Source organism: Marinobacter qingdaonensis, from assembly GCF_034555935.1.
Classification (GTDB): Bacteria; Pseudomonadota; Gammaproteobacteria; order Pseudomonadales; family Oleiphilaceae; genus Marinobacter; species Marinobacter qingdaonensis.
The window spans coordinates 83,074-101,340 of the sequence record NZ_JAYDCJ010000003.1 but is presented as its reverse complement, the minus strand read 5'-3'; the positions used below and the strand labels follow the sequence as shown (position 1 = coordinate 101,340).

The window sequence follows — 18,267 nt, the reverse complement described above, 5'->3', positions numbered from 1 at the left end:
CGCATAGTCGCACACTTGTACCGGCGCCGACCAGTTATCGGGAGGCCATTACAGCAGCGGAGCCAGCAGCCGGATGGCGCGGCAGCTGAGCCGGAACAGGGTGGACCGGTCGTTGTAGTCGCATTCGTGCATCAGCCGGCAGTTGTCCAGGTCCTCCTCCAGCATGGACTCGACGCTGGCGATGAAGTGGGGCGCGGTGGTCACGGCGCTGATTTCGAAGTTCAGGCGCATCGAGCGGTTGTCCAGGTTGGCGGTGCCCACCGCCGCGTAACGGTCATCCACCAGAATCACCTTCTGGTGCATGAACCCGGGCTGGTAGCGGTAGATCTTGATGCCGGTCTGGCAGGCCTGCACCAGGTAGGAGTAGGCCGCCAGGCCGATCAGCCAGCTGTCGGATTTCTCCGGGATCAGGACCCGGACATCGACCCCGCGCAGGGCGGCCAGCTGCAGCGCGTTCATGATCTGGAAGTCGGGCACGAAATAGGGCGACGAAATCCACAGCCGTTGGCGCGCATTGTTGATGCAGTTCAGGAAGAACAGGGAGCAGGTTTCCCAGTCGTCGGCGGGTCCGGTGGGTAGCATCAGCACCCGGTCGTTGCCGGCCTGGGTGGCGGGCGGCGCCCAGTCCAGCTCCGGAAATTCGTCGCTGGCCCAGTTCCAGTCCTCCAGCCAGGTCAGTTGCAGGCCGGTCACCGCCGGGCCCTCGATCTGGCAGTGGGTGTCGCGCCAGGGTTCCTGGTCCATGGCGGTGCCCAGGTATTCGTCCCCCAGGTTGATGCCGCCGACAAAGCCGATGACCCCGTCGCACACCAGCAGTTTGCGGTGGTTGCGGAAATTGATCTGGAACCGGCGCCGGCGCACGTTGCCATCGCCGAAGGACGCCACCCGGGCGCCGGCGGCGGCCAGCTGTTTCAGGTAGGAGCGGGGTAGCCAGACACTGCCGATGTTGTCGTACAGGAACCAGACTTGCACCCCCTGGGCCAGTTTCCGTTCCAGGATCGCCTTGATGCGCTGGCCGACCCGGTCCGAGCGGATGATGTAAAACTCCAGCAGGATGTAACGGGTGGCGTTTTCCATGGCCTCGAACAGCGCCTCGAAGGTGGCCTCCCCGTCCCGCAGCAGGGTACAGCGATTGCCCTCGGTGAACGGCTGCCGGCCGAGCTTGCACAGCACCTGGAGTTCGTCGGTGAAGTAGTCGTCGGCTGGGGCCGGGATCGAGGTGGTCTGCTGCTCGAACCGGTTGAGCAGGTTGGTCAGTGCCTGGTCGCCCATCCGGCGGGCCCGGATATAGCCGCCGAACCGATAGCGCCCGAACAGGAGGAACAGCGGCACCGCCACGTAGGGCAGACCCAGCAGGCCAATGATCCAGGCAATGGCGCCCTGGGCGGTGCGGTAGGTCAGCAGGATCCGGTAGACACAGCCCAGCGCCGCCAGGTACAGCAGACCGACCGCAATGGCGACCAGGGAAAAGGGTTCCATCATGGTGCGGGCGGGTCCGTGTCGGTTGGTGGGGTGGGCCGGTCGTCAGCAGACGCCAGCTGGCTGGCCCGATACTGGGCCGGCGCCGAGCCGGTCCAGCGTTTGAAGGCTCGGCTGAAGGCACTGAGTTCGGAAAATCCGAGCAGGAAAGCAATTTCCCCCAGGGCGTACTGGTCGCTGGCGACGTAGCGAAGGGCCTTGTCCTTGCGCACCTGCTCCACCAGGTCGTGGAAACTCAGGCCCTCGCGCTTGAGCCGGCGGTACAGGGTCTGTCGGCTCATGTGGCATTGCCGGGCCAGACTGTCGGCGTCGATGCGGTCGGTGGCCATCTGCTTGGAAATCAGCCGTCGGATCTTGCGTCCGAACGAGCGCCGGGGTTGCAGCCGGGCCAGCACCGAATTGACCTGCTTCAACACCGCCGAATAGACGTAGGGGTTGCGACGGGGGATGGGGTGGCTGAGGTGCCGGCTATCAAAGGCCAGGCGGGTGGCGGCGCAGCCAAAGCGTACCGGCCCGCCCAGCAGGGTTTGGTATTCGCTGGCGTAGTCCGGCCGGGGGTGGGCAATGTCCGCCCACTCGGCGCCGATGTCCGGGAGGATAAAATGCCGGGTCCGGCTGATGGCCGCGGCCAGGGTCCGGTCCATGTCCTGGCGGCAATAGTGGCTTGGGGTATCCGGCTGCCAGCTCAGGATCGCCAGCTCCCCGGTCTGCTCGAAGCTGAGGGTAACCGACTCATTGATCAGTCGGTGCAGGCGCACGTACTGGGTAACGGCCTCGCCCAGGGTGTCGCAGTTGAAGAACACATGCCCCACCAGACCCATCCGTTCCGGGTCCACCAGGGTGCCGGCGTGCAGGCCCACGGCCGGGTCGCCGGTGACCTGCTCGGCGTGGTCCCAGAGGCGGTAATGGGCCTGGGCCGGGACCCGAAGGTCCGGGTCCCTGAGCGCTTGCAGGTCGACACCCACCAGTTGTTCCACCCGTTCCGGGTCCAGCACCCCCTGGCATTCGAGGTAGTGGACCAGGGCGAGGGTGCTGGAGGCGGCGACCAGGGGCGCGCTGCTGTCTTGGGACTGGGCTGGTATCACAGCTGGATTCCGATGGTTAACAACCTTTCATGCTGACTGATACAAAATGTCAAGTGAATGATACCGCCTGTCAACGGTTTGTCATGGCAACAACGATAGCATTGAAATATCAGGTTGAAGCAATGGATTGGTTGTTAAAGGAGGTTGTTGTATGGAACAGGAAATCTTCGTACCCCACAGTGAAATCGAGCGCCAGAACGTGATGGCACTCGCGGAATACCTGAACAGCATCTACTACTGCTGATCAGACAGGCGTACTGCCTATGACCTTGAAGCCGGGCCCAGCCCGGCTTTTTTCGTTGGGGCGGCCCCCACCTGCCTTGCACCAAACTTGCTCGCCACACTGTCAGTGGTAATGTAGTCGGTTTCGAAAAATGAGCCAATCCGGAGACTGATCGTCCATGAGCGTAGAGTTGAACCACCGTATCACCGGCGAAGGTGCGCCACTGATCCTGCTGCATGGCCTGTTCGGGTCCCTGGAAAACCTGGGCGGCATTGCCCGGCGCCTGCAGGACGACTGGCAGATTCATTCCCTGGACCAGCGCAATCACGGCAGCTCGCCGCACACCGAGACCATGGATTACCCGGCGATGGCGTCGGACGTCATTGCCTACATGGATCGCCAGGGCATCGACAAGGCCTGCATCCTGGGCCATTCCATGGGCGGCAAGGTGGCCATGCAGGTGGCCCTGCAGGCACCGGCCCGGGTCGAGCGGGTCATCGTTGCCGACATCGCGCCGGTCAGTTACAAGCCCCGCCACGATGCCATCCTTGAAGGCCTGAAAAGCATCGACCTGAATGCGGTCGCCTCGCGCCAGGACGCCGACCAGCGCCTGGCGGAGCAGGTCGACGCCCTGGCAACCCGGCAGTTCCTGCTGAAAAACCTCGAACGGGTGCCCCGGGACGAACAGTCGGAGGGTGGCCCGCTGTTCCGCTGGCGCCTGAACCTGCCGGTGATCGACGCCTGCTACGGCAACCTGTCCCAGGCCCCAGAAGGCGAGGGCCCCTACCAGGGGCCGGTGCTGTTCCTGAAGGGCGCGGATTCCGCCTACATCCAGGAGAAGCACCGGGAGTCCATCCAGCAACTGTTCCCGGCCGCGGAGCTGCGGGTCATCCAGGACACCGGGCACTGGCTGCACGCGGAAAAACCGGACACCTTTGCGGCCCTGTGCCGCCGATTCCTGGCCGGCGACTAGGGGCCGGCGGCGCGTTTTCAAGACCGTGGAACCGTCTGCTAAGGTTAAGTCTGGGCTGGCAAATCCATCGACAACAGAAACGGGCGGGCAGGAATGATGAAATGGCTGATGGTCGGGGTGCTGGCCCTGTTTTTCCTGCTCGGTGGCTTCCTGCTCACGCCCTCGCCCATCGACAGCAAGGCCTGGCAACCACCCGATCCCCGGCCCCTGACCGGCCCGCTGTCACCCAATGAGCGCCTGCGCCTGGCCGACCTGCTGGCCCGGGGCCAGGTTTACGGTCCGGAGGACACCACCGTCAGTGCCGACGGCGTGGTGTATTCGGGCACCGGGGACGGCCGCATCGTGCGGGTGTTCCCGGATGGCCGGGTCGAGACCTGGCTCAAGACCGACGGCCGGCCCCTGGGTCTGGTGTTTGACCAGGCCGGCAACCTGATCGTCGCCGACGCCGTCAACGGCCTGTTGTCCATTGCCCCGGACAAGACCGTGACCGTGCTGGCCCGGGAAGCCGGGGGCACCCCGTTCCGGTTCACCGACGACGTGGATATCGGCCCCGACGGCCGCATCTATTTTACCGACGCCAGCTCCCGCTTCCGGCACCCGGATTACCGGCTCGACCTGTTGGAAATGCGCCCCCATGGCCGCCTGCTGCGCTACAGCCCGAACACCGGTAAGGCCGAAGTCCTGCTGGCCAACCTGCACTTCGCCAACGGCGTGGCGGTGGCGCCCAACGGTGCCTACGTGCTGGTCAACGAAACGTGGAAATACCGTACCCTGCGTTACTGGATCACCGGCCCGAAAGCGGGTCAGGCCGAGGTGTTTGCCGACAACCTGCCGGGCTTCCCCGACAATCTGGCGGTCGATCGCCAGGGCCGCTACTGGGTGGCCTTTCCGAGCCTGCGTAATGCCCAGGTCGACGCCCTGCATCGCAATCCCTGGCTGAAGGATCTGGTCGCCAAGCTGCCGGACAGCCTCAAACCCAAGCCCAGGCAATACGGCCTGGTGGTGGCCTTCGACCGCAAGGGCGAGGTCATCACCAGCCTGCACGACACCAAGGGCAGCCACCTGCAGGAGATCACCTCGGTCACCCCCCACGATGGCTATCTATACTTTGGTTCACTTCACAACGACCGCATCGGCCGGCTACCGTTGCAGGCCATTCCCGGCCTTGGAGACGACGAAGCATGACAGGCGAGCGCGCCATTGAGTGGGATCTGCCCGAACCCTTCTGCCTCGAGATTACCGTCAGCGACGACGACACCGACCGTCTCGGACACGCCAACAACGTGGTGTACGTGCGCTGGCTGGAGGACGTGAGCTGGGCCCACATTGAGTCCCTGGGCATGACCTGGGCCCTGCACGAGGAAACCGGCAAGGCCATGGCCATCACCCGGACCGAGATTGACTACCTGGCGTCCGCCAACGCCGGCGACCGCCTGCTGCTGGGCACCTGGCTAACCGGGTACGACGGCCGCTTCCGGTCGTCCCGGCAATTCCAGCTGGTGCGCCCGGCCGACGGCAAGACCCTGGTGCGGGCGCTGTCCACCCACGCCTGCGTGGACCTGAAGAGCCAGCGTCCGGCCCGGGCTCCGAAGGCCTTTGCCGAGATTCTCGGGTCGGCGGTGGTGGCCGGAGGCCCCGGCCTGGCGGTGGATTGAACAACCGGCCCGGCCATCTTCTGCTAGTCTGAAACAAGCCCTGTCCCCAACCGCTGCTGTCCGGAGGCCGCCATGGCAGATCCCGAAGACCAGACTACCGAAACCCCCATGCGCCACGTCAGCTACGACCGCTTTGGCGAGCCGGATGTGCTGCAGCTGGGCCAGTCCGCGGTGCCCGAGCCCGGGCCCGGACAAGTGCTGGTGCGCGTCCATGGCGCGGGCCTCAACCCGATCGACTGGAAGACCCGGCGCGGTCTGGGCTTTGCCGCACGGCAGATTGAAAACAGCCTGCCCTGGACGCCGGGCTATGACATCGCCGGGGAAGTGGTGGCGGTGGCGGACGACGTCACCACGCTCGCCCCTGGGGACCGGGTCATGGGCATGATCGGCTTCCCGGCCGGGGGTGGGGGCTACGCCGACCACGCCGTGGCCAACGCCGACGAGTTTGCCATCGTGCCCGAGGAATTGGACCTGGTAACCGCCGGGGCCCTGCCGCTGGCGGCCCTGACCGCCTGGCAGGCGCTGTTTGAGGTGGCCAAGCTGGAAGCCGGCCAGAAGATACTGATTCACGCCGGCGCCGGCGGCGTCGGTCATTTTGCCGTCCAGTTTGCCCTCGAGCGTGGTGCCCATGTGGTGGCGACGGCGTCCGCCGCCAACCGGGATTTCCTGGCCGAGCTGGGTGTGCACGAGGTCATCGATTACCGCACCACCGACGTGGCGGAGGAATGCTACGGTCTGGATGTGGTGCTCGACCTGGTGGGCGGCGAGACCGGCATGCGCTCGCTCCACACCCTGGGCGAACAGGGGGTGTTGGTGACCATTCCCACCGTCACCGCCGACGACATCATCAGCGCGGCCGAGGAAATGGGGCTCCGGGCCCATGGCATGACCGTGCGCCCGGATGCGTTCCACCTGGATGAAATTGCCGAGCTGATCGAGGACGGCGATGTCCGGGTCCACATCGATCGCGCCTTCCCCCTGGCGCAGGCGGCCGACGCTCACGACCTACTCGAAGGCGGCCACGTCCGCGGCAAGCTGGTGCTCGACTGTCGGTAATGCCAGCCGGCCCTTGCCCTACTGGGGCAGGGCGTCGGCCAGGTTGCCGTTGTCCGGGGCGGCCAGGTCAGAGCCTTCCTTGTCCTTGCGCTCCTTCGGCGCCTGCGGCGGCACCAGGCTGATCAGCATCCAGTCAGCTTCCGGCTTGAGTTCGTCCATGTCCTGCACCGGCGACACATGGCCCTTGCCGTCGAACACGAACAGTACCAACGCCTGCTTCTGGTACTTCTCCAGAAAGTCACTGTAGCTGAACTCGTCGCTCAACTGGGTGGTCCGCACCGTGTAGCCCTGGCTGGCCAGGCTGGCCAGCTTGGCGTAGCTCACGCCCCCGAACAGGCCGCGGGTCATCTGGATCTTCTCGGCGGTCTGGTGGCGGGCCTTCTGGTCCTGGTCGCCTTCGGCCAGGCTGAACACGCTCTTGTCGCCGAACCAGTCCAGGAAGTGGTAGGTGGCCAGGGAGTTCATGTGCTTGTAGGGGGAAATCACCAGCAGATTGCCAATGCCGGTCAGGTCCAGATGGGTCGAGGCGTGTTCGGACACGGGGTTGCCGAAGTAGGTCTGCAGGTTGTCCATGCGCGCCTGGCGCACGTTTTCCCAGTTGGTGTCCGCCAGGGTGACCGGCACCTCCTGTTTTTTCAGGGCCTGGCCGATCATGCGGGCGACCGGGTTCGCGCCCAGGACCAGGAACCCGTACTCCGCCGGTTCGGCCACTCGCAGCAGGCGTGCCACCGGGCGGGCGGTCAGACTCTGCAGGGTCACGGTGGCAATGATCAGCATGAACACCAGCGGCACCAGGGTGCCGGCGCTCTCGTAACCGACCTTTTGCAGCTGAAACGCGAACAGGGCAGACACCGCGGCCGCGACGATGCCCCGGGGGGCAATCCAGCTCAGGAACAGCTTTTCACGCCAGTTCAGGCTGGTGCCGATGGCCGACAGGAAAATGCTCAGTGGCCGCGCCACCAGCATCAGGATGCCCAGCACCACAGCCAGGCCCCAGCCCAGCTCCGCGATGGCACTGAATTCGACCCGGGCCGCCAGAATGATGAACAGCGCGGAAATCAGCAGGACACTCAAGGATTCCTTGAACTCGAGAATGCTCTCGATCGGTACCTGCTTCATGTTGGCCATCCAGATGCCCATGATGGTGACCGTGAGCAGGCCGGATTCGTGTGCCAACTCGTTGGAGATGGCGTAGACCCCGAGCATGAAGGTCAGGGTGCCGGCGTTGTGCAGGTATTGGGGAATCAGGTGCTTGCGCAGCACCAGGCCGTTCAGGTAGCCGGCCAGGGCGCCGATCAGGAAGCCCACCAGCAGGGTCTTGCCGAAGATATACAGGGAATGGCTGAACACGTTGCCCTGGCCCCAGGACACGATGCCCTCGAACACCAGGACCGCCAGCAGGGCGCCCACCGGATCGATGATGATGCCCTCCCAGCGCAGGATGTTGGCCAGCTTGGCGGTCGGGCGCACCGAGCGCAGCAGGGGCGCAATCACGGTCGGGCCGGTGACGATGGAGATGGCGCCGAACAGCAGGGCCACCGGCCAGGACACCTCCAGCAGCCAGCGCGCCGACAGGGTACCGATGACGCAGGTGACGATGGAGCCGACCGGAATCAGGTTGCGCACCATCTTGCCGTGGCCGCGGATTTCCGCCAGGCGCAGGGTCAGGCTGCCCTCGAACAGGATGATGGCGACCGCCAGGGAAATCACCGGAAACAGCAGTTCGCCAAACACCGCCTCCGGGGCCAGGAAGCCCAGCATGGGCCCGGCGGCAATGCCCCCAGCCAGCAGGAACAGGATCGCGGGCATGCGCACCCGCCAGGCCAGCCACTGGCAGAAGAGGGAGAGAACGCCGATGCTGGCAAGAAGCAGGACAGTACTGACGGGCATGGTGGCAATCGATCCTTTTGGTTATTGGTTGGCGCGTCGGGCCAGCCGGTTCAGCAGCCGCGAGGCGGCAAAAAAGCCGAAGCTGGCGGTGACCGGGCTGGCCGCTCCGAAGCCCGAGGCGCAATCCAGGCGCACCGGGCCATCGGTGGAAGGTTTTTGCAGGCAGACCTCGCCGTCACCGGCAGGATACGTCAGCTGCTCGAGGGAGTATACGGCCTCTACGCCGAACCGGCGCTTGGGGTTGCGGGAGAAACCGTATTCCCGGCGCAGGAGGTTGCGGACCTTGGCCAGCAGGGGGTCCTGGGTGGTTTTGCTCAGGTCCGCGACCTGGATCTGGGTCGGGTCCATTTGCCCGCCGGCGCCCCCGGCGCAGACGATGGGCAGCTTGCGGCGCTGGCAATGGGCAATCAGCGCGGCCTTGGCCTTGACGCTGTCGATGGCATCGACCACGCCGCTCATGTCGGTGGTGATCAGGTCACCGACGTTCTTGGTGGTCAGGAACCCGAAATGCACCCGGATATCGGCGTGCGGATTGATGGCCCGCAGGCGTTCGGCCATGGCGTCGGTCTTGGTCCGGCCGTACTGGGTTTCCAGGGCGTGCAGTTGGCGGTTGGTGTTGGACACGCAGATGTCGTCCATGTCGATCAGGGTGATCGTGCCCACGCCGCTGCGGGCCAGGGCTTCGGCGGCCCAGGAGCCGACGCCGCCGAGCCCGACGATGGCGATGTGGGCGGACCGGAAGGCCTCCAGGGCGCGTCGTCCGTAGAGTCGTTCAATGCCGCCGAAGCGGAATGCGTAATCGTCGGCGTTCATGCGGCCTCCGCTGGGGTCCGGACGCTGCCGGACCGTTCTGAATCGAAGCGGGCAATTGTAACTCAGAGCCGGGCTGGACTGAAAAATGCGAAAGCCACGCAGGGCGTGGCTTTGCATCGGCGGCCGGGGTTCCCGGCCAGGATGGGCGTCAGGCGGCCCAGTGGTCGTCGTCAAAGGCCATCAGGCTGTCCTTGCCGGTCTTGATGTCGGCCAGCAGCCAGTGGATTTCCGGCAGCAGTTTCTCGAAGTAGAACCGGGCCGATACCTGCTTGCCCTCCAGCAGCGGCGTGTTGCCGTCGCCGGCCGCCAGCTGGGCCTCGGCGACACCGGCCATCCGGGACCAGAGGTAGCCGATCACCGTCAGCGCCATCAGCCGCAGGTAGGGGGTGGCGGCGGCGCCGGCCTGTTCCGGGTCCTTGGGCGCGTTGCTGGCCAGCCACATGGTGGCTTCTTCCAGAGCGCTGATCGCTCCTTTCAAGGATTCCCGATGCGGCGCTTCCGGGTGGTCCTTGAGGTACCCGGTGAGCACCCCGAACAGGGTCCGGACCAGCTGGCCGCCTTTCAGACCCAGTTTGCGGCCCACCAGGTCCATCGCCTGGATGCCGTTGGTGCCTTCGTAGATGCGGGCGATGCGACCATCCCGCACCAGTTGCTCCAGCGGCCAGTCGGTGGTGAAGCCGGAGCCGCCCAGCACCTGCAGACCGGTGTTGGCGTTGTTGAAGCCTTCGTCGGTCAGGAAGGCTTTGACCACCGGGGTCAGCAGTTGCACCAGGTCGTCGGCGGATTCGCGCACGGCTTCATCAGTGTGCGCCACGGACAGGTCGAGCTGATGGCCGGTGAACAGCGCCAGGGCCCGCATGCCCTCGTTCAGCACCTTCTGGCGCATCAGCATGCGGCGCACGTCCGGATGCACAAGGATCGGGTCGGCCGGGCCATCGGGATTCTTGGGACCACTCAGGGACCGGCTCTGCAGCCGCTCCCGGGCGAAGCCGAGGCTCTCCTGGTAGGCCATCTCGGCCAGACCCAGGCCCTGCATGCCGACCATCAGGCGGGCCTCGTTCATCATGGTGAACATGGCCCGCATGCCGTCGTTGGCTTCACCCACCAGCCAGCCTTTGGCGCCTTCGAAATTCATCACGCAGGTGGCGGAGCCCTTGATCCCCATCTTGTGTTCCAGCCCCCCACACAGGGCCGGGTTGCGCTCGCCGGTGTCGGGCAGGAACTTGGGCACCACGAACAGGGAAATGCCCTTGGTGGTGTCCGGTGCGCCCGGCAGCTTGGCCAGCACCAGATGCACGATGTTGTCGACCAGATCGTGCTCACCCCCGGTGATCCAGATCTTGGTACCCTCGATGGCGTAACTGCCGTCCTCGTTCGGCGTTGCGCGGGTCCGGATCAGGCCCAGGTCGGTGCCGCACTGGGGCTCGGTCAGGCACATGGTTCCGGTCCACTCACCGGAGATCAGCTTCTCCAGGTAGGTCTGCTTCAGTTGGTCCGAGCCGTGGGCGTGCAGCGCGCTGATGGCGCCGTGGGTCAGGCCTGGATACATGCCCAGTGACAGGTTGGTGGAACACACCATTTCGTCCACCACGAACTTCAGGGTGTGCGGCAGACCCTGACCACCGAATGCCAGGGGCGCATCCAGCGCGGTCCAGCCACCCTCCACGAATTTCCGGTACGCCTCCTTGAAGCCCTCGGGCGTGGTGACCGAATGCGTCTCGGGGTCGTAGCTGCAGCCCTGGCGATCACCGATCTGATTGGTGGGCTGAATGACCTCGGCCGCCAGCTTGCCGGCCTCGTCGATCACCGCCGAGATCAGGTCCGGGGTGGCATCGGCGTAGGGCGGCAGATTGTGGAGTTGGTCTACACCCAGGACATCAAACAACAGAAAGCGAAGGTCGTTCGCAGGCGCCTGATATTGCATGGAGTACTCTCCTCACTGTGCTTTGTTGGTGCGGCATCGGGTGGGGCACCCGATATCCGTTGTGCAAATGGAACAGTCGATTCATACGGCCGTTTAAATTTTCCGGTTCACCAGGCGCGCCGGTCTAGCCGATAAATATTTCGTATTCCTCAGTAGGGACGGGCCGATGGGCCCGACCAAGACGGCGAACCGTGGAGGAACTATGAAGCGAGTGGTCATTGCCGGCGTGTCCGGCGCCATTGGAACGGCCCTGGCCGAGGCCATCCTCAGGGACTACCCCGAGTGTCAGTTGGTGGGGTTGTGTCGGCATCCGGATCGGGCGCCGACGGCGCTGCACACCCATGATCGGGTCAGCCTGCTGACCTGGGATGCCGGCGATGCCGCAACGCTGGACGGAATGATTGGCGAACTGGAGTCGGTCATCCCCGGCAGAACCGGCATCGACACCCTGATCTACGCCGCCGGGGTGCTGCATGCGGAGCAGATGTTTCCGGAAAAACGCCTGGAGGATCTGTCGGCCGACGCCATGGCCTGGGCCTTCGCGGTCAACGCGACCGGCTTTGGCCTGCTGGTACGGGCGTTGGTCCCCTGGTTGCGACACCGGGAGCTGAAGCGCATCGCCGCCGTGTCCGCCAAGGTCGGCTCCATCACCGACAACCGGTTGGGTGGCTGGTACGCCTACCGGAGCTCCAAGGCCGCGCTTAACATGCTAGTGCGGGGGCTGTCAGTGGAGTTGCCCCGGCGTTGCAAACCGGTGGCTTGCGTGGCCCTGCACCCGGGCACCACGGAGTCGGCGTTGAGCGAACCTTTCCGCCAGTCCCTGGCGCAGTTGCAGGTGCACAGCCCGGCCCAGACGGCGGACAACCTGTTGGCCGTGTTGCGGGGCATGGATCAGGACGACAACGGCCGGTTTCTCAGTTGGGATGGTTCGGAGCTGCCCTGGTAACCGGTGGCCGGTTTGGTGCGGGCATAAAAAAAGGGCGATCAACGATCGCCCTTTTCGATTTCAGCCACTTGTCCATGCCACGCGCTGCCCCGGGTGGCTTGGTGACGACCCGCCGTCGAATCAGCGAATGAACGGATTCAGCATGCGGGTGAAGGTGCCTGTCAGCTTGACCGGTGCACTCAGCACGGACAGGGTGATGCAGTCCTCACAGCCGACCGCCACGGGTTTGTGCTCGTCCTGATCGGTCAGAACCACAAAGTCCCACTGGTTGAAGACGCCTTTCTGGTCGGCGAACGCGCCCTGCAGCACGATCGTGGTCTCCTCGCCGCGGTGGGTGTGCGCGGGCGCCTTGCCGCCGGCGGCCAGTTTCTGCAACACCACCTGTTCGCGCTGGCCGGGGAAGCGATCGCTGATGTCCAGCACGCTGACATCACCCAGTTGCCGCTTCCACGGCAGCTTGTTGATGTCCTCGCCCAGGAGTTTCTGCAAGGGGCCCAGCTTGGCCGCGGCCGAGGCGGCCATGGACGGCAGATCCGCCTCCGAGGGCGCGCTGTCAATCTTCGACAGGATCGCGTCGAAAATGCTGTCAGACACCGTCACCTTGGGCTGCTGTTCCATCATGACCGCACCCAGACTGTCGAGCGTATCGACACGACTGCGACACTGAGGACACTCGTCCAGGTGCAGCCGGATGCACAGAGCGTGGGGTTCGCTCAGGTTGCCTGCGCTGTATTCCATCAAACTCAGGCTGTCGGGATGATGCCGTGTCATACGTTCTGGTCCTGCAAAATCACTTTCAATTTATTCAGAGCCAGGCGAACCCGGCTCTTTACCGTGCCAAGGGGAATGTCGAGTTCGTCCGCCACCATCTGGTGGGATTTGTTCTCCATATACACCTTGGCAATCACCGTGATCTGCTCTTCAGGCAGATGACTGAGCGACTCGCGGATGCGCCGCTCGGACATCAGACGATGCAGCGACGTTACCGGTTCGTTTTCGTTCTCACCCGGGATCTGCCACAGATCCTCGGTTTCAACCGCCATTTCGGCGCTGGTGCGCTGCATCTTCCGGAGCATGTCGATGCGCTGGTTCCGCGCAATCGTGAAGATCCAGGTCGATGCGGCAGCCTTGCGCCAGTCGTACAGACAGGAGCGGCGCCAGATGGACACAAACACTTCCTGGACCAGCTCTTCGGCGTGACTGGCCAGCCCATTTGCCATGGCGTAGTACTTGATCTGAGGCCCGAAATGCTCGAACAGAGCGTGGTAAGCCTCACGATCCTGATTCTTGCCCACTTTCTGAAGCAGCTGACTCCAGGGGTCCTTTCGACCTTCGGTACCGGTGGGCTTCTTCTCCAGCGTGCTCACTGGACGCTCCTTGACTGTCGCATGGCTTGAATTGTTGGTATTCATCATTCTATGCACTCGTCCCGGGTTTGTCAGTTTCAGGACTTACGGCTCAAGGGCAGGAGCGGATCAGCGCAGCGGTAAAAAAAGTGGCGGGCAAATCCGGGGCAGGGAGGTTGGCGCTCCCGGGCCGGAGCGCCGCGACGGATCAGTGTTCCAGGTAGGTGTAGCCTTCCAGGCCCGCGGTCAGTTCCGACAGCAGATCGGTCTGGGTATCCGGGGCCAGTTCGCTGGCCTCGAACTTGTCCTGATAGGCCCGAAGCAGGGCCGCCGGTTCGAAGTTCACATAGCGCAGGACCTTGGCCACGGTGTCGCCGGTGATCGGGGTGCCGGTCTCGAAGCCGCCGTCCGCATTCAGTCGGACATCCACCGAGTGGGTGTCGCCGAACAGGTTGTGCATGTCCCCCAGGATCTCCTGGTAGGCCCCGGTCATGAAGAAACCCATGAGCAGGGGCTCGCCGGCGTCATGGTCCGGCAGTGGCAGGGTGGTTTCCGTGCCCTGACCGTCGACGTACTGGTCGATGCGCCCGTCGGAGTCGCAGGTGATGTCCTGGATCACCGCGCGCCGGTTAAGAGGGCGGTCCAGGCCGTTGATGGGCATGACCGGGAAGATCTGGTCGATGCCCCAGACATCGGGCAGGGACTGGAACAGCGAGAAATTTACGAACAGTTTCTCCGCCAGTTTTTCATTCAGCTCGTCGATGATTTCCCGGTGCGCCCGGTTGGCATTGTCGAGCTGGCCTCGAAGCAGGCGACAGCAGCGGGTGTACAGGGTTTCCGCCTGGGCCCGTTCCTGCAGGCTCAGGACTCCGTGGGCAAACTGGGCGTGGACGTCGCTCATGGCGTGCAACACGTCGTGGTAGATTTCCGCCAGCGAGCGCGGCGTGTCGGCGTCCTCCAGGCTCTGCAGGTCGCGCCAGAGGTCGTGCAGCGGTGCCGCCGCCTCGTCGGTCGGGGCCTGGGGCGAGCGGTTGTCGGGCACCTCGCGGTCAATCACGTTGGTGACCAGCACCGAGTGGTGGGCGGTCAGGGCCCGGCCGGATTCGCTGATCAGGTCGGGGTGGGGAATGCCGTGGCGGTCACATTCACTCTGCAGGATGTGCATGACGTTGTAGGCGTACTCGTGCACCCCGTAGTTCATTGAGCAGCTGCTGCGGGAGCGGGTGCCCTCGTAGTCAACGCCCAGACCACCGCCGATGTCGACCGTGCCGATCGGGGCGCCCAGCTGGCGCAGTTCGCTGTAGAAGCGGGCGCACTCGCGCAGGCCGGTCTGGATGTCGCGGATGTTGGCGATCTGCGAGCCCAAGTGGAAGTGCAGCAGTTGCAGGGTGTCCAGGGCATTGGCCTCGCGCAGGGTCTGCACCACGTCCAGCACCTGGCTGGCGGACAGCCCAAACTTGGATTTTTCGCCGCCGGTGTTCTGCCAGTTGCCCTTGCCGATGGTGGCCAGGCGAGCGCGCACGCCGATCAGCGGCGATACGCCCAGGCTCTTGGCTTCGGCCAGGATCAGCGGCAGTTCCGACTGCTTCTCGACCACGATGAACACCCGATGGCCGAGTTTCTGGCCGATCAGGGCCAGGCGAATGTACTCGCGATCCTTGTAGCCATTGCAGACAATCACCGAGCCCGGCCGCCGGGACAGCGCCAGCACGGCCATGAGCTCCGGCTTGCTGCCCGCCTCGAGACCGACCTGGCCCTGGCTGGCTGCCGGTTCCGCCGCCAGCAGTTCCTCCACCACCCGGCGCTGCTGGTTCACCTTGATCGGGTAGACCGCGGTGTAGCGGCCCTGGTAGCCCTGGTCGCCGGCGACTTTGTTGAACGCGCCGCACAGTTTGTTGACCCGGTCGTGCAGGATGTCGGTGAAGCGGATCAGCACCGGCAGCTGGACGCCGGCGTCGACCAGTGAGCGAGTCAGGTCCGGCAGATTGATGCGGGCCTGGCTATGGCCCCGATCCGGGCGAATCAGGACCTCACCCCGGTCGTTGACGCCAATGTAGCCGTCACTCCAGTGGGCGATGTTGTAAACCTTGTGGGCAGCGGTGCCGCTGGCTTCGCTCATGCTTGCTATCCTGTCAGGAAACCGGGGCCGGTCGGGCTCAGGCCCGGGCCGGCGTATGGCCGCATTGTATGGATTCCGCAGTCGGGCTAAAAGAACCTGCTGTGGAAAATACCTGCCCGGCTGGGCGATTAACGCTTTAGCTGCTCCGGTGCCATGCCTACAATACGCCCTTTAACCCGGCTCACGGCCCACAGCAGGAGACACACCATGACGGCATTGAACGACGGCTGGTTTACCGAAGTATTCCAGGATCAGGGAACGGCGTTTTCCCTGCAGGTGAAGCGCAAGCTGCACGAGGAGCAGACCCCCTTCCAGAAGCTGGAAATCTACGAGACCGAGACCTTCGGCAATCTGATGGTGCTGGACGGCTGCGTGATGCTCACCACCCGGGACAACTTCCTGTACCACGAGATGATGACCCACCCGGCCCTGTTTACCCACAAGGACCCGAAGAAAGTGGTCATTGTTGGCGGCGGTGACTGCGGCACCCTGAAGGAGGTGCTCAAGCATCCGGGTGTGGAAGAGGCCTGGCAGGTGGAAATCGACGAGCGGGTGACCCGCATGTCCGAGAAGTATTTCCCGGAGCTGTGCGAATCCAACGACGACCCCAGGGCCAACTTCTTCTTTGGTGACGGCATCCAGTGGATTCGCGACATCGAGCCCAACAGCCTGGACCTCATCATCATCGATAGCACCGACCCGGTGGGACCGGCGGAGGGGCTGTTCGCCCTCGACTTCTACCGGGACGCCATGCTGGCCCTGCGCGAGGGCGGTCTGATTGTGCAGCAAAGCGAGTCACCGCTGCTGCACACCGACACCATTATCAAGTCCATCCACGACGACATGCGCCAGGCCGGGTTTGACCACATCCAGACCCTGCCGTTCCCGCAGCCGGTGTACCCGACGGGCTGGTGGAGTTGCACCATGGCGGGCAAGAACAAGCCGGTGCGTTACTTCCGGGAGGAGGACGTCGACAACCGGCCCTTTGTCACCCGCTACTACAACGCCGGCATCCATCACGGTGCCCTGGCCATGCCCCAGTTCATGGTCGATGCCCTGGAGGATGAAGTGCGCCCCGAGGAGGGCTGAGCGAGGGTCCGCCTCGACACACGGTCGACCTCGTCTACACTGAAGGGTGTGTTCAGAAAGTGAACAGTACCCTGTAGGGCGAGCAGAGGAGTTGGCGATGGATGTGCGCAAGGGAGAGGCGGAGCGTCACTGGTTTCGCAGTGACCGGTTCGAGTTGGTGAATGGCCAGTGGTATTTCCAGACCCGCGAGGGGTCGCTGGAAGGGCCGTTCGACAGTGTCAGGGAGGCGGAACTGGAATTGTTGCTGTACCTTCGTCACGCCGAGGATACCCTGTTCAGCGGGGCCGGCTGAGACACTTCAGAGCAATGAAAAAGGGCGCCCGAGGGCGCCCTTTTTGTGGCTTCGTCGACCAGCTTACTTGCTGCTGACGAATTCCGGGTAGGCTTCCATACCACACTCGGACAGGTCCACACCCTCGTACTCCTCTTCTTCGGAGACGCGCAGGCCGATGACCGCCTTCAGGATGCTCCACACGATCAGGCTGGTGACAAAGACCCAGACAAAGATGGTGAGCATGCCTACCAGCTGACCCATGAAGGTCGCGTCGGCGTCGGACAGCAGGACCGCGAAGATACCCCAGATACCGACCACACCGTGCACGGAGATGGCACCGACCGGATCGTCGATCCGCAGCTTGTCCAGGGTCACGATGGAGAAGACCACGATGATGCCGCCAATGGCGCCGATGCAGGTGGCCAGCAGCGGAGACGGATCAGCCGGCTCGGCGGTGATGGCAACCAGACCGGCCAGGGCGCCGTTCAGGGCCATGGTCAGGTCGGCCTTGCCGAACATGATGCGGGCCACGATCAGGGCGCCGATCAGACCGCCAGCGGCAGCAGCGTTGGTGTTCAGGAACACGTTGGCCACTTCGTTGGCCACACCGATGCCACCCAGCTTCAGGGTAGAACCGCCGTTGAAGCCGAACCAGCCCATCCACAGGATGAAGGTACCGAGGGTAGCCAGCGGCAGGTTGGCCCCCGGGATAGCCTTGATCTGGCCATCGGCGGTGTACTTGCCTTTACGGGCGCCCAGCAGGAGCACGCCAGCCAGGGCCGCAGAAGCACCAGCCATGTGCACGATACCGGAGCCGGCGTAGTCGCTGTAGCTCAGCTCATACAGACCGAAGACGGCGTCGCCGTTCCAGGTCCAGGAACCCTGCATCGGGTAGATCACACCACACATGATCACGGCGAAGGCGAGGAAGGCCCAGAGCTTCATGCGCTCGGCAACCGCACCGGAGACGATGGACATGGCTGTGGCCACGAACACTACCTGGAAGAAGAAGTCGGACGCACCGCTGTATTCGCCCATGTCGCCGAAGCCGGCTTCGGTCGAAGCGGCAATGACGCCGGCGATGGCCGCGTCGTCCATTTCAGCAACGGTGGTGATGCCGCTCAGGAAGATACCGCCGCCATACATGATGTCGTAGCCGCAGATCAGGTACATGGTACAGGCGACGGCAAACAGCGCGACGTTCTTGGTCAGGATTTCAGTGGTGTTCTTGGCACGCACGAGACCGGCTTCCAGCATGGCGAAACCCGCGGCCATCCACATGACCAGGGCACCGCACACCAGGAAGTAGAAGGTGTCCATTGCGTACTGCAGTTCAAAGATATGATTAAGATTGCTTTCCATGTGAAGCCCTCCGCACGAGGCTTTTCAGGTTTT

16 protein-coding genes are annotated in these 18,267 nt (G+C 64.2%); 7 read left to right on the top strand and 9 right to left on the bottom strand.

Going from position 1 to position 18,267, the window contains the following annotated elements; genetic code table 11:
- Positions 1-48: 48 nt before the first annotated feature.
- Together cls and U5822_RS03750 are read right to left on the bottom strand one after the other, a co-directional pair.
- Positions 49-1,479, bottom strand: coding sequence for a cardiolipin synthase (cls, locus tag U5822_RS03755; protein WP_322856877.1), 1,431 nt, complete (start codon positions 1,477-1,479; stop codon positions 49-51).
- Positions 1,479-2,564 carry an AraC family transcriptional regulator gene (locus tag U5822_RS03750; RefSeq protein WP_322854288.1) on the bottom strand — a complete coding sequence of 362 codons (1,086 nt, stop codon included), beginning with the start codon at positions 2,562-2,564 and terminating at the stop codon, positions 1,479-1,481. The genes cls and U5822_RS03750 overlap by 1 nt, the downstream gene beginning before the upstream one ends.
- A 401-nt stretch (positions 2,565-2,965) precedes the next feature.
- Here U5822_RS03750 and U5822_RS03745 point away from each other — a divergent pair, with 401 nt between their 5' ends.
- From U5822_RS03745 to U5822_RS03730, 4 genes are all read left to right on the top strand, one after another.
- A complete protein-coding gene (locus U5822_RS03745) occupies positions 2,966-3,760 on the top strand; it encodes an alpha/beta fold hydrolase (RefSeq protein ID WP_322854287.1) in 795 nt (264 codons plus the stop codon).
- A gap of 96 nt (positions 3,761-3,856) precedes the next feature.
- Positions 3,857-4,945, top strand: coding sequence for an SMP-30/gluconolactonase/LRE family protein (locus U5822_RS03740; protein WP_322856876.1), 1,089 nt, complete (start codon positions 3,857-3,859; stop codon positions 4,943-4,945).
- Positions 4,942-5,415, top strand: coding sequence for an acyl-CoA thioesterase (locus tag U5822_RS03735; RefSeq protein ID WP_322854286.1), 474 nt, complete (start codon positions 4,942-4,944; stop codon positions 5,413-5,415). Before U5822_RS03740 ends, U5822_RS03735 begins: the two co-directional genes overlap by 4 nt.
- 72 nt (positions 5,416-5,487) lie before the next feature.
- Entirely contained in the window at positions 5,488-6,471 is a 984-nt protein-coding gene (locus U5822_RS03730) for an NADP-dependent oxidoreductase (RefSeq protein WP_322854285.1), read from the top strand.
- Positions 6,472-6,489: 18 nt separating this feature from the next.
- Here U5822_RS03730 and U5822_RS03725 read toward each other — a convergent pair whose 3' ends face one another.
- The 3 genes from U5822_RS03725 to U5822_RS03715 form a co-directional block, all read right to left on the bottom strand.
- Entirely contained in the window at positions 6,490-8,361 is a 1,872-nt protein-coding gene (locus U5822_RS03725; RefSeq protein WP_322854284.1) for a cation:proton antiporter, read from the bottom strand.
- 21 nt (positions 8,362-8,382) lie between these two features.
- A complete protein-coding gene (tcdA, locus tag U5822_RS03720) occupies positions 8,383-9,174 on the bottom strand; it encodes a tRNA cyclic N6-threonylcarbamoyladenosine(37) synthase TcdA (RefSeq protein ID WP_322854283.1) in 792 nt (263 codons plus the stop codon).
- Between the two features lie 148 nt (positions 9,175-9,322).
- On the bottom strand, positions 9,323-11,098 hold the full coding sequence (locus tag U5822_RS03715) for an acyl-CoA dehydrogenase C-terminal domain-containing protein (RefSeq protein ID WP_322854282.1): 1,776 nt from the start codon (positions 11,096-11,098) through the stop codon (positions 9,323-9,325).
- Between the two features lie 202 nt (positions 11,099-11,300).
- On the opposite strand from U5822_RS03715, the gene U5822_RS03710 reads away from it, so the two are divergent.
- Entirely contained in the window at positions 11,301-12,044 is a 744-nt protein-coding gene (locus tag U5822_RS03710; RefSeq protein ID WP_322854281.1) for an SDR family NAD(P)-dependent oxidoreductase, read from the top strand.
- Between the two features lie 120 nt (positions 12,045-12,164).
- Here the strand turns inward: U5822_RS03710 and U5822_RS03705 are convergent, their stop codons facing one another.
- From U5822_RS03705 to speA, 3 genes are all read right to left on the bottom strand, one after another.
- Entirely contained in the window at positions 12,165-12,815 is a 651-nt protein-coding gene (locus tag U5822_RS03705) for a ChrR family anti-sigma-E factor (RefSeq protein WP_322854280.1), read from the bottom strand.
- Positions 12,812-13,411, bottom strand: a complete 600-nt coding sequence (locus U5822_RS03700; RefSeq protein ID WP_322854279.1) for a sigma-70 family RNA polymerase sigma factor — start codon at positions 13,409-13,411, stop codon at positions 12,812-12,814. The genes U5822_RS03705 and U5822_RS03700 overlap by 4 nt, the downstream gene beginning before the upstream one ends.
- 187 nt (positions 13,412-13,598) lie before the next feature.
- Positions 13,599-15,509, bottom strand: a complete 1,911-nt coding sequence (gene speA, locus U5822_RS03695) for a biosynthetic arginine decarboxylase (RefSeq protein WP_322854278.1) — start codon at positions 15,507-15,509, stop codon at positions 13,599-13,601.
- A 207-nt stretch (positions 15,510-15,716) separates the two neighbouring features.
- On the opposite strand from speA, the gene speE reads away from it, so the two are divergent.
- The gene (speE, locus tag U5822_RS03690) at positions 15,717-16,598 is read left to right on the top strand and encodes a polyamine aminopropyltransferase (RefSeq protein ID WP_322854277.1); all 882 of its coding nucleotides are present in this window, start codon (positions 15,717-15,719) and stop codon (positions 16,596-16,598) included.
- 97 nt (positions 16,599-16,695) lie between these two features.
- The gene (locus U5822_RS03685) at positions 16,696-16,890 is read left to right on the top strand and encodes a DUF6316 family protein (RefSeq protein ID WP_322854276.1); all 195 of its coding nucleotides are present in this window, start codon (positions 16,696-16,698) and stop codon (positions 16,888-16,890) included.
- Positions 16,891-16,953: 63 nt separating this feature from the next.
- Here U5822_RS03685 and U5822_RS03680 read toward each other — a convergent pair whose 3' ends face one another.
- Positions 16,954-18,234 (bottom strand): ammonium transporter, encoded by a 1,281-nt coding sequence (locus U5822_RS03680; RefSeq protein WP_322854275.1) that lies wholly within the window; start codon positions 18,232-18,234, stop codon positions 16,954-16,956.
- Positions 18,235-18,267 lie beyond the last annotated feature (33 nt).

Coding starts and splice junctions, on each gene's coding strand:
- cls (WP_322856877.1), bottom strand. CDS start 1,479: ATGGAACCCTTTTCCCTGGTCGCCATTGCGGTCGGTCTGCTGTACCTG.
- U5822_RS03745 (WP_322854287.1), top strand. CDS start 2,966: ATGAGCGTAGAGTTGAACCACCGTATCACCGGCGAAGGTGCGCCACTG.
- U5822_RS03740 (WP_322856876.1), top strand. CDS start 3,857: ATGAAATGGCTGATGGTCGGGGTGCTGGCCCTGTTTTTCCTGCTCGGT.
- U5822_RS03735 (WP_322854286.1), top strand. CDS start 4,942: ATGACAGGCGAGCGCGCCATTGAGTGGGATCTGCCCGAACCCTTCTGC.
- U5822_RS03730 (WP_322854285.1), top strand. CDS start 5,488: ATGGCAGATCCCGAAGACCAGACTACCGAAACCCCCATGCGCCACGTC.
- U5822_RS03725 (WP_322854284.1), bottom strand. CDS start 8,361: ATGCCCGTCAGTACTGTCCTGCTTCTTGCCAGCATCGGCGTTCTCTCC.
- tcdA (WP_322854283.1), bottom strand. CDS start 9,174: ATGAACGCCGACGATTACGCATTCCGCTTCGGCGGCATTGAACGACTC.
- U5822_RS03715 (WP_322854282.1), bottom strand. CDS start 11,098: ATGCAATATCAGGCGCCTGCGAACGACCTTCGCTTTCTGTTGTTTGAT.
- U5822_RS03710 (WP_322854281.1), top strand. CDS start 11,301: ATGAAGCGAGTGGTCATTGCCGGCGTGTCCGGCGCCATTGGAACGGCC.
- U5822_RS03705 (WP_322854280.1), bottom strand. CDS start 12,815: ATGACACGGCATCATCCCGACAGCCTGAGTTTGATGGAATACAGCGCA.
- speA (WP_322854278.1), bottom strand. CDS start 15,509: ATGAGCGAAGCCAGCGGCACCGCTGCCCACAAGGTTTACAACATCGCC.
- speE (WP_322854277.1), top strand. CDS start 15,717: ATGACGGCATTGAACGACGGCTGGTTTACCGAAGTATTCCAGGATCAG.
- U5822_RS03685 (WP_322854276.1), top strand. CDS start 16,696: ATGGATGTGCGCAAGGGAGAGGCGGAGCGTCACTGGTTTCGCAGTGAC.
- U5822_RS03680 (WP_322854275.1), bottom strand. CDS start 18,234: ATGGAAAGCAATCTTAATCATATCTTTGAACTGCAGTACGCAATGGAC.